Origin of the sequence: Ilumatobacter nonamiensis YM16-303, from assembly GCF_000350145.1 — a bacterium.
Lineage (GTDB): Bacteria > Actinomycetota > Acidimicrobiia > Acidimicrobiales > Ilumatobacteraceae > Ilumatobacter_A > Ilumatobacter_A nonamiensis.
This window is the reverse complement of record NZ_BAOL01000136.1, coordinates 1-9,844: the sequence shown is the minus strand read 5'-3', so window position 1 is coordinate 9,844 and position 9,844 is coordinate 1. Positions and strand designations below refer to the sequence as shown.

Annotated in this window: 12 protein-coding genes; 8 read left to right on the top strand and 4 right to left on the bottom strand. The window is 67.0% G+C overall.

Annotated elements, in window-relative coordinates; genetic code table 11:
- Positions 1-45: 45 nt before the first annotated feature.
- A complete protein-coding gene (locus tag ON45_RS12965; RefSeq protein ID WP_158412402.1) occupies positions 46-1,056 on the bottom strand; it encodes a polyprenyl synthetase family protein in 1,011 nt (336 codons plus the stop codon).
- Positions 1,057-1,152: 96 nt separating this feature from the next.
- Between ON45_RS12965 and ON45_RS12960 the strand changes: the two genes are divergently transcribed.
- The 7 genes from ON45_RS12960 (at position 1,153) to ON45_RS12930 (ending at position 7,323) form a co-directional block, all read left to right on the top strand.
- Positions 1,153-1,344 carry a TraR/DksA C4-type zinc finger protein gene (locus tag ON45_RS12960; RefSeq protein WP_040494410.1) on the top strand — a complete coding sequence of 64 codons (192 nt, stop codon included), beginning with the start codon at positions 1,153-1,155 and terminating at the stop codon, positions 1,342-1,344.
- Between the two features lie 23 nt (positions 1,345-1,367).
- Positions 1,368-2,801 carry an ABC1 kinase family protein gene (locus tag ON45_RS21515; protein ID WP_158412400.1) on the top strand — a complete coding sequence of 478 codons (1,434 nt, stop codon included), beginning with the start codon at positions 1,368-1,370 and terminating at the stop codon, positions 2,799-2,801.
- A 230-nt stretch (positions 2,802-3,031) separates the two neighbouring features.
- Positions 3,032-4,207 (top strand): DUF5005 domain-containing protein, encoded by a 1,176-nt coding sequence (locus ON45_RS12950; RefSeq protein ID WP_040494409.1) that lies wholly within the window; start codon positions 3,032-3,034, stop codon positions 4,205-4,207.
- 15 nt (positions 4,208-4,222) lie between these two features.
- Positions 4,223-4,870 (top strand): hypothetical protein, encoded by a 648-nt coding sequence (locus ON45_RS12945; RefSeq protein ID WP_040494408.1) that lies wholly within the window; start codon positions 4,223-4,225, stop codon positions 4,868-4,870.
- 28 nt (positions 4,871-4,898) lie between these two features.
- Positions 4,899-5,750: a DUF455 family protein gene (locus ON45_RS12940; protein WP_040494407.1), complete on the top strand. Its 852-nt coding sequence runs from the start codon at positions 4,899-4,901 to the stop codon at positions 5,748-5,750.
- An 11-nt stretch (positions 5,751-5,761) separates the two neighbouring features.
- Positions 5,762-6,295: a hypothetical protein gene (locus tag ON45_RS12935; RefSeq protein WP_040494406.1), complete on the top strand. Its 534-nt coding sequence runs from the start codon at positions 5,762-5,764 to the stop codon at positions 6,293-6,295.
- Between the two features lie 47 nt (positions 6,296-6,342).
- Positions 6,343-7,323, top strand: coding sequence for an alpha/beta fold hydrolase (locus ON45_RS12930; RefSeq protein WP_051063005.1), 981 nt, complete (start codon positions 6,343-6,345; stop codon positions 7,321-7,323).
- A 7-nt stretch (positions 7,324-7,330) separates the two neighbouring features.
- Here the strand turns inward: ON45_RS12930 and ON45_RS12925 are convergent, their stop codons facing one another.
- From ON45_RS12925 to ON45_RS12915, 3 genes are read right to left on the bottom strand one after another with little or no spacing between them, the layout of a single operon-like run.
- Positions 7,331-8,035, bottom strand: coding sequence for a hypothetical protein (locus tag ON45_RS12925; protein ID WP_040494405.1), 705 nt, complete (start codon positions 8,033-8,035; stop codon positions 7,331-7,333).
- Between the two features lie 13 nt (positions 8,036-8,048).
- Positions 8,049-8,891, bottom strand: a complete 843-nt coding sequence (locus tag ON45_RS12920; protein WP_051063004.1) for a Bax inhibitor-1/YccA family protein — start codon at positions 8,889-8,891, stop codon at positions 8,049-8,051.
- A 35-nt stretch (positions 8,892-8,926) separates the two neighbouring features.
- Positions 8,927-9,241, bottom strand: coding sequence for a putative quinol monooxygenase (locus ON45_RS12915; protein WP_040494404.1), 315 nt, complete (start codon positions 9,239-9,241; stop codon positions 8,927-8,929).
- A 271-nt stretch (positions 9,242-9,512) separates the two neighbouring features.
- On the opposite strand from ON45_RS12915, the gene ON45_RS12910 reads away from it, so the two are divergent.
- A partial coding sequence (locus ON45_RS12910) for a sigma-70 factor domain-containing protein (RefSeq protein WP_040494411.1) occupies positions 9,513-9,844 on the top strand: 332 nt, incomplete at its 3' end.

The following is a 9,844-nucleotide window of genomic DNA, read 5'->3' as shown; positions in this document are numbered from 1 at the left end:
CGCTCCGTGCGCGAACTGTTCACGAGTTGCCGGTTGGCGGAGGGGTCAGACGGGGAGTGGGACCGTCGCGAGGAGGGCGGCGGGGGCGGCGCGGAGAGCGGCGGTGGCCTCGGTGTCGACGAAACCCTCGCAGGCGCAGATCGCCCGGTCGACGTACTCGCGGGCGGTGTCCATCGCCGAGGCCACGCCGTCGTTGGACCGCACGATCGTCAGTGCTCGGCGCTGCTGCGTGGAGTCGAGCGGTGAACCGAGCAACTCGCTCAACTCGGCGGCCGCCGGAGTGCCGAGCGCCAAGGTGCGCAGCACCGGGAGCGTGTACACGCCTTCGACCAGGTCGTGCCCGGCCGGCTTGCCGAGCTGTTCGTCGGTGGCGGTGGCATCGAGGATGTCGTCGACGATCTGGAACACCATCCCGTACGCGTTGCCGAACTCGGTGAGCGCGTCGACGGTGGCCTCGTCGTGACCGGCAACGATTGCACCGATCCGTGCGGCGGTTCCGTAGAGCGACGCGGTCTTGCCGTGGATCGAGGTGTAGTAGCTGTCCTCGGTTCGATCGACGGCGTAGGTGAACCGGAGTTCCTCGATCTGACCCTCGCAGAGCCAACCGATCGTGCGCGCGAGCAGCCCGGCGACCTCGGTGCCGAGCGATGCGGCGATCTCGGACGCCCGAGCGAGCAGGAAGTCGCCGGCGAGGATCGCCTGCAGGTTGCCCCACTTCGCGTTGACCGTCTCGACGCCTCGGCGAGTGTCGGCCTCGTCCATCACATCGTCGTGGTACAGCGATCCGAGGTGGACGAGCTCACACGAGACGCCGCCACGCACGACGTCGTCGCTCGCTTCGTCGCCACCGATCTGCGACGCGACCACCGACAGAACCGGACGCAGGCGCTTTCCACCCGCGACGATCAGGTGCGAGGCGATCTCGGTGAGGTACTTGTCGGGCGTGACGACCGCCGCGTGCATTGCGGACTCGACGCGGGTGCGATCCGCCGCGCTGGTCGAGAGCGCCAACAACGGCGACGTCTGCGCAGTCGACGTGACGTTCTCCAAGGACACGCGGGACAGGCTAGGCGGTGAACCGATCAAGGCCATCACGGATCACGGCAGATCGGGCCGCCGCTCGGTCGACGACGAAGCGGTAGCGTCGGCGTCGTGACGGATATCGAACCTCCCGTTTCGAGCGAACCCGACGAACCCGATCTCGACGCGATCGAGCGCGACCTCGACGACGTCCAGTCCGCGCTCGGTCGCCTCGCGGAGGATGCCTACTGGACCGACGAGGTCACGGGCGAGCCGATTCCGGTCGCCAGACTCGAAGCCGACCCACTCACCCGCCGAGCCTGATGCAGGCGAAGGCGGTCGCCTCGATGGCGTCGATCGTCGCGCTCGCAGCGGGCCTGGCCGCAGCAGCTCAACGGGCGGGGAAGTCCAAGGCGACGCCGCTGACGAGTCGGTTCGGACGCTCGGCGAAGGTGTGGAAGTTGTCGGCGCGCAACTCGGCCCGGTTCGCGGTGTCACGCGTGCGCGGCATCGGGAGCGCCGAGGAACGGCGCGCCCAACTCGACGAGCAGTTCGCGATTCGCACGGCGGAGGACGTTGCCCAGGAGCTCGGCGAGATGAAGGGCGTCCTGATGAAGGCCGGTCAACTCGTGAGCTTCATCTTCGAAGGACTGCCCGAGGAGGCGCAGAACGCCCTCGCCGCGCTACAGGCCGACGCCGAGCCGATGGCGCCGTCGCTGGCCGCCGGCGTGGTCGAGGGCGATCTCGGCAAACCGCCGGAGCGGATCTTCCTCGACTGGACCGACATGCCGGTGGCCGCCGCGTCGATCGGCCAGGTCCACCGAGCGACCACGCCCGACGGCCGTGACGTGGCGGTCAAGGTCCAGTACCCCGGCGTGCACGACGCCATCGAGAGCGACCTCGACGCGGCCGAGGTGATGTACGCGATGTTCTCGTCGATGATGCTGAAGGGACTCGACGCGAAGGGCCTCGTCGACGAACTGCGCTCGCGGATGCGCGAGGAGCTCGACTACCGACTCGAAGCCGCCAACGTCGCCGAGTTCGAGCAGCGGTTCGCCGGACACCCGTGGGCGCGGGTCCCCGAGCTCGTTCCCGAATTCTGCACCGAGCGACTGCTGACGACCGAGTGGGTCGACGGAATGAGCTTCGACGAGTTCCGCCGCGGCGCGTCGGCCGACACCAAACAACGCGCCGCCGAGGTGGTGTGGCGGTTCGCCCAGAACGCGATCCATCGGTACGGGATCTTCAACGGCGACCCCCACCCCGGCAACTACAAGTTCCACCACGACGGCAGCGTCACCTTCCTGGACTACGGCCTCGTCAAACGTTGGTCGCCGGGCGAGTGGGAGACGCTCAATCCGGCGATGAACGCGATCATCGTCGACCGGGACCCCGAACTCCTCGTGCGACGGATGGAGTCGTCCGGCTTCCTGCGCGACGGCCACGGCCTCGACCCGCAACTCGTGTACGACTACGTGTCGAGTCCGTACGTTCCGTATCTCACCGACGAGTTCACGTTCACCCGGGACTGGATGCGCGACACGCTGTCGACGATCTTCGACGTGCAGGGTCCGCACGGCCCGGTGATCGAACAGCTGAACATGCCGCCCAGTTTCGTGATCCTCGACCGGGTGATCTGGGGTGTGAGCGCGATCCTCGGCAAGCTCGAAGCGCACGGCCCGTGGAGGGCGATGCTGCTCGAATACACCGCCGACGGTCCACCCGCCACCGACCTCGGCGCCGCCGAAGCCGACTGGCAGTCCCGCCGCGCTGACGCCTGAGTGTCCGCTGGGGTCGGACCCCCGTCGATCTCTCCGGACAACACGTTCCTCGGGCGGAACGCCCGAATGCGCCCCGTTCTGCGCGCCCCTGACCGGCCACCACATCGGTCGCGGCCCCGGTAATCGCCCGTTGTCACCCGGCTGCAACCCATCGCAACCGAACCGTCAGCGGCTGCGTTCACCGTCGTTCCCACCCACCGGAGACCGGTGGCCGACACGACGGGGGCGCGATGAACACCGAACTGATCACGGCGATGGTGGCCTTCATCGTGGGATTCCTCCCGAATGCTGCCCATTTCGAGCCATCGGCGGCACCGGCCGCGGTGCCCGTCGTCCAGGCCTCGGTGGTCGAGGCCGAACGTTCCGTCGTCCCGGGCCGGTTCGATCCGATCACCTCCCCTGACGTGGGTGAGCACTGTGCCGACAGTCTCGGGTCGGACGGCATCTCCGAGTTCTTCGCGAATCCGATCGGGTCCTTCCAGGGAGCCGACTACCAGCGCGCGACCCGACTGGACGACGGGCGGGTCCTGTGGACTTTTCAGGACGCCTTCATCTCGGGGACGCTCGTCCACAACGCCGCGATGATCCAGTCCGGTCGTTGTTTCAGCCTGTTGAACTCCGGTCCGCGCTCCTGGCTCCTCGCCGACCAGACGCACCACATGAACCAGTGGCACTGGCCGTTCGACGCGTCCACGGTCGTCGAGAAGGACGAGATCCACCTCTTCGTCGTCCAGATGAACGAGACCGGAGGCCAGTACCTGACCAGGAGTCGGCCGACCGCGATGCGCCGAGTCGTGCTGGACGCATCGACACTGGAGCCGATCGAGATCATCGACGAGGAACCGACCGGCGACGACCTGTACGGCTGGAGCGTCACGTCCGACGACGCCTTCACCTACCTCTACTCCCACTGCTATCAGCAGTTCGGTTTCGACGGCCTCTTCGGTTTCGGCGAGTGCGTCGAGGTGGTCAAGCTGGCCCGGGTCCCACTGGGCGAACTCGATGCCCCGCGGGAGTACTGGGACGGCGCCGGTTGGGTCGACGACCACCAGCAGGCGCAGGCCGTCATCGACGGCACGTGGGCGTTCTCGGGCAACAATCCGGCGCAGGTCCGTTTCGACGGTGATCGGTACCTGCTCGTCGAGAAGCGCGACGACTGGTGGGGCTCGACCGTCGAGTTCGGTGTGGCCGACACCGCGACCGGCCCGTTCGAGCACAGTGCCAGCATCGACGAGCCGCTCAAGTGCGATCCGTCGGCCTGCAACACGTACTTCGCAGCATGGGTCCCGTGGACCGACACCGACGGCAACCACATCTGGTCGATCGGCCACAACCGGTGGAACGGCGCCGAGACGGCGAGCCACCTCTCCACCTACCGACCGACGTTCCACACCATCGACCTCTGACCTACGATCGCCGCGATGAGCACGGACGCAGACACTGCCAGCACCGCACGCGCGCCGTTCGCACCGTGGGATCGTCGGGACCTTCCGGGAGCGTTCGACGTGGCCGAGACCGCGCGCCGCGTCGGCAACTACAAGTGGACCGAGATGAAACTGTTCGAGGCCCTCGGCGGTTGGGTGGCCACGGTGCCCGAGCTGGACGTGAAGATGCGTCTCGGCACGCACTGCTATCACCACGCCTGGCACGCCGAGCTGTGGCACAAGCGTCTCCCCGAGTTGCGCGAGATGAAGCCCGAACGCCTGACCGTCCCGGCGAACGACGCGATGGCACGGTTCATCACCGCGATGACCGAACCCGAAGGCCCGGAACTGACGATCGAGAAACTCGTCGGCGTCTACCGCGTGCTGATCCCGCGCTTCGTCGCGGCGTACACGTACCACATGAACAACACGAGCGAGATCACCGACGCCCCGACGATCCGCACGCTGAAGTTCGCGCTGCAGGACGAGTTCGACGACTGGCGCGACGGCGAGTTGATGCTGCAGTCGTTGATCACGACGCCGGATCAGGTCCGACGGGCGAGCGAGCACCAATCGGCGCTGGAGGCGATCATGGTCGAGGCGGGGGGCATCACCGGCCCCGGCAGCATCGGCGGCGCCGAGTAACCTGTCGGCGAGAGCAAAGGGGAATCTCATGCGACAGTTCTTTCCGGTCGACGACCTCGCTCGTGACGAGCGGTTCGTGCAGACGAACATGGCCAAGCGGATGGCCGACAGCCGCAGCGCAGTCGGCGTCAAGAAGTCGGCGAAGAGCCGCGGCGCGTCGAACCGGTTGACACCGGACCGCCACGACGCATCCGAAGCAGCGCGCAGTCTGATGCACGGAATCATGGTCGGCGAGATCCAGGCGCTCGAAGGTGCCGGTCGCACCGCGCACGACTTCGCCGCCGGTGACGGTTCCGGCGACACGATCCCGTTCGAACTCAAACTCGACATGGCGCGTCAGGCGTGGGACGAGGCACGCCACGTCGAGATCAGCGCCAAGCTGTCCGACTGGATGGGCACCGAACTCGGCCAGTTCTCCGAGAACACGGTCCTGTTCGAGGCCGCGTGCTCGAACGACCCGGTGCTCCGACTCGCCGGCGTGAACCGCGCGCTGGAGGGGCTTGCGATCGACGTGTTCACCCAGATGAAGGAGTTCGGCCAGCTCGCGGGCGACCCGTTCCTCGAGTTCTGTGAGGACTGGATGCTCGCCGACGAAGTGACCCACGTGAAGATGGGTTCCGACTGGTTGCGCAAGGTGACCGAGAATGATCCCGACCGTCGGGCGAAGGCGCTCGAGTTCCAGCAGGTGGTCGACAAGCTCTTCAGCTTCGGTGGCGCCCGAGGCGACAGCGACGAGAGCCCGATCGGCCTCGCGCGCCGCTTCCGCGAGCTGGCGGGGTTCACCGACGACGAGGTGGACACGATCGCCGAGATGGACCACGACGCGCTCGAGGAACGCAAGGCCGCAGTCCGGCTGGCGCAAGAAGCCGCCGGCGTCTGACCGACCCTTCCATGTCCACCATCGCGGTCACGCCGGAGCGCTTCACCCTCGTCGCCTACGACGCCGACCGAATCGCCGAGATCACGCGCGGTCTCGCAGAACGTCTGCAGCTGACGAACCCGATCGTGATCGAGGTCGACGAGCGAACCCCGCTCGGGAAGATGTCCGCCAGCGTCGACTCCGCATCATCCGACGCCACGATCAGGCTGCAACTCGAGAGTGGCGCGCTCGAGGACACCAAGAACCTCACGAACTTCAGCGACACACGTGCTCACCTCTCGCTCGGTCGATTGCTGCTGCGCGCGTCGGATCGGCTGCGTGACGACTTCGCCGACGCGCCACCCGACCGTGATCTCACCAACGCCCAGAACACCGCGTGGAAGGTCTACTGCGGCGGCCGACTCGAACGGCTCGGGCTCGCTCCGATCCAGCAGCAGTATCGCTACGACTTCCGGAACCGGTTCGGATTCCGCGACGACGTCGACACGCTCTTCGACCGCCTCTGGGCGAGCGAGAACCTCGGCTGGCACGACCTCCCCGGCTGAACGTCTCGCTCGATCGCCGCACCGAACCCGCGCTGTAGGTTGCGAGGATGAACGCACTCACCCGTCGGATCACGACGGCACCGGGGATCGAACTCGAGGTCATCGATGCGGGGGAGCCGGGCGATCCGGTGATCGTGCTCGCCCACGGTTGGCCGGAGAGTTCGCACTCGTGGCGACATCAGGTCGAACCGCTCGTCGACGCCGGTTGGCGGGTGCTGGTCCCCGATCAGCGCGGCTACTCCACGTCGTCGGCACCGGCTGACGTCGCGGCGTACCGCAGCGATCTGTTGTCGGCGGACCTCATCGCGCTCCTCGACGACGTCGGTGCCGAGACGGCCACCTTCGTCGGACACGACTGGGGCGCGCTCGTCGTGTGGGATCTCGCTCGGTTCCATCCCGACCGCGTCACCGGCGTCGTCAACGTGAGCGTTCCGTACACGCCGTGGCCGATGCAGCCGACCGAACTCTTCCGCGCCACGTACACCGACCGCTTCTTCTACATGCTCTACTTCCAGCCCGTCGGCCCGGCCGAGACCGAACTGGATGCCGAGATCGCCCGCTCGCTGCGCACGATCATCTGGGGCGCGTCAGGTGAGATGTCGGGGCCGCCGACCGCCCCGGCCGATCTGCCGCCGATGGAGGGAACCGGTCTGCTCGACTCGTGGGCCGCCGACCGGCCGATTCCCGACGGGCTGCCGCCGTGGCTGGAGGCCGACGACTTCGAGCGCTACGTCGAGCAGTTCACCGCGAGCGGCTTCTTCGGTCCGATCAGTTGGTATCGCAATCTCGACGCCGACTGGGAACTGACCCGCGAGCTCCCCGCGCCGCCGATGCCGTGCGCCTTCATCGGTGGGAGCAAGGACATGGTGATCGCGCACCGCATGGAGTACGTCGAATCGATGGCGAGGCTGTTGCCGGACTATCGCGGTCATCAGATCATCGACGGCGCCGGCCACTGGACCCAGCAGGAACGACCGGCCGAGTTCAACGAGGCGCTCCTCACCGCGCTCGACGCCATCCGGGACTGAGCGCAGGTCACCGTTCCAAGCGCACGACCGCGAGCGGCCGACAGCACCGCCGCCGCCACACGAGACCGACGACCGCGCTGGACGGCGGCCAGTGGTCGTCGCGACAGTACGCCCACCACTCGATCGGGTTGGCGTAGTACGCAACCGTTTCGACGACCTTCGTGAACCGCTCGTCACGCCGACGGACGAGCCAGATCACCATGCCGACCGCGCCACCGAGGACGGTCCAGCCGACGTAGACGAGCGGATAGAGCGGCCCGAGCCAGCGCGCCTGCCAGCAGTGGACGTCCTCGTGGTCGGTGACCAGACGGCGCCGACGGGGTCGATCCACATCACCGGCGCCCCCGATCACGTTGCCGAGCGTCGTCGCGAAGCCTTTGCGGGGCGTGAATCCGCGGCGGTACACGTGCCGGTTCTGTCGCGTGGAGAGTTCGGGCACGTAGCCCGCGTCCCGCTGCATGAGACCGACGCCGTTGGCGAACACTCCCGCCGCGGTCATCGGCAGCGACCAGGTCGAGTCGAGGATGAACGCCACGAGCCCGGACGAGCACGTCCAGTCGTACGTCCGGCGCCAACCGGAGATGGCACCGTTCGCACCGGCGAGCACCGCGCCGACGACGGGGGCGCCGACGAGCGAACCGACCGCGCCGCCGAAGAGTCCCGCGACCACCGTGGTCGCGGCGGTCTCGAGGGCTCGGCGAGCGTTGCCCATCAGGGCCGCCCGGTCAGCGATTCAGCTTCGAGAGCAGGCGCAGCATCTCGAGGTACAACCACACGAGCGTGACGACGAGGCCGAGTGCGGCGACCCACTCGTAGTCCTTCGACATCTTCGCCTCGACGCCCTTCTCGATGAGGTCGAAGTCGAGCGCGAGGTTGGCTGCTGCCAACGCACACACGAGCACCGAGAATCCGATCCCCAACAGGCTCGGCGAGTTGATGAACGGGATCTCCGCGCCGAAGAAGCTCATCACGATCGAGACGAGGTACAGCAGCATGATGCCGACCGTGGCTGCGACCACGACCTTGCGATAGCCGGGGGTGACCTTGACGATGCCCGTGCGGTACATCACCAGCATCACGAGGAACACCGCGATCGTCGCGCCGATCGCCTGGACGACGATGCCGTCCTGATAGCTCTCGTACGCGGCCGAGATCGCGCCGACGGCGTAGCCATAGGCGATCGCATAGACCGGCCCGAGGAACTTGGCCAGGTTCGGTTTGCGGTAGGCCACCAACGCGGCGATGAAACCGACGATGATTCCGCCCATCGCCAGCGGCGGAAACTCGACTTCGCCGGTCACCGAATCGGTCGACGACATCCACCCGAAGGTGGCCGAGAGGAGGAGCAGGACGAACAGGACGGCGGTCACCGAGATGACACCGTTGACCGTCATCGCACCCTTCCACGTACTGATGGGTCCGTCGGTGACGGGCGCGCCGGTCGGAGCCGGGAATCCTTGAGGTGAGGCGGCGACGGCGGCACCCGACGTGCTCGTGGCGGCGGGCGGCGCGGCCCAGCCGGCCGCGTCCTCGTTCATCCGCTTTTCGTTGAAGAATGGATTCGACATGGTCCGGCCAGGCTATCGGGGAACGCGAGGGCGGGTCAGCGCAGATCGTGGGCGCTGAGGCCGTCCCACAGGTCGATCTCCGGGGCTGCTGCGAGCAGGCCGCGACAGGCCTCGGCCATCTCGACCATCAGGTCGGAATCGAAGTGCGCGCGTTGCGCCGCGGCGTCGTCCCACTTCTGGACGATCAGCAGCCGACCGTCCACGGTCACGCTCGAGCAGAGGTCGACGTTGCGACAACCGGGAACCATCCGGGTCAAGACGACGTACTTCGAGAGCACGCCGTACAGCGCGGTGGCGTCGTGCGCATCGAAGCGCATCGTCACGATCGCGAGCTCGACATCGTCTCCCACTCGTGAAGCGTCGGCGGAACCACGCGCGGTGGGTGGATCGGGCGGATTCCTCGGCTCATCTGTCATTGAGATACTCACAATCTTCTCATCTGAACGAGTGATACCGACCAGAGCGCGACGGAAAGCGAGTTGGGGCGCACCCGCGCCTCGGTATCGTGACCGACGTCTCCGAGCTACTACCACAAACACCCCAGGTGATTGTGGAACAAGAGCCCTCGAGGCAACGTGCCATATGGCACGTCCGCACACGACACGTCGAAAGAGGTTGCTGGTGGCAAAAGATCGAGTCGAACGAGACGACGAGGACCTTGTCCGTCTCTACCTCACCGACATCGGGCAGTACACACTGCTCACCAAGGATGACGAGGTACGACTCGCCAAGGCCATCGAGGCCGGCAACGAGGCGATCGAGCAGCTCGACTCGGACGGCAAGGAACTCACGCCGGCGAAGAAGCGCGAGCTCCGTCGTACGGCCCGCAAGGGTGAGGAAGCCGAGCGCCAGTTCGTCCAGTCGAACCTCCGTCTCGTGGTGTCGATCGCCAAGAAGTACCAGGCGTCCGGCCTCCCGTTGCTCGACCTCATCCAGGAGGGCAACCTCGGCCT

What these genes read in the sequence shown, in the direction of transcription:
- ON45_RS12940 (WP_040494407.1), top strand. Translation starts at nt 4,899, where the DNA reads ATGCGACAGTTCTTTCCGGTCGACGACCTCGCTCGTGACGAGCGGTTC.
- ON45_RS12920 (WP_051063004.1), bottom strand. Translation starts at nt 8,891, where the DNA reads ATGTCGAATCCATTCTTCAACGAAAAGCGGATGAACGAGGACGCGGCC.
- ON45_RS12930 (WP_051063005.1), top strand. Translation starts at nt 6,343, where the DNA reads ATGAACGCACTCACCCGTCGGATCACGACGGCACCGGGGATCGAACTC.
- ON45_RS12945 (WP_040494408.1), top strand. Translation starts at nt 4,223, where the DNA reads ATGAGCACGGACGCAGACACTGCCAGCACCGCACGCGCGCCGTTCGCA.
- ON45_RS21515 (WP_158412400.1), top strand. Translation starts at nt 1,368, where the DNA reads ATGGCGTCGATCGTCGCGCTCGCAGCGGGCCTGGCCGCAGCAGCTCAA.
- ON45_RS12935 (WP_040494406.1), top strand. Translation starts at nt 5,762, where the DNA reads ATGTCCACCATCGCGGTCACGCCGGAGCGCTTCACCCTCGTCGCCTAC.
- ON45_RS12950 (WP_040494409.1), top strand. Translation starts at nt 3,032, where the DNA reads ATGAACACCGAACTGATCACGGCGATGGTGGCCTTCATCGTGGGATTC.
- ON45_RS12925 (WP_040494405.1), bottom strand. Translation starts at nt 8,035, where the DNA reads ATGGGCAACGCTCGCCGAGCCCTCGAGACCGCCGCGACCACGGTGGTC.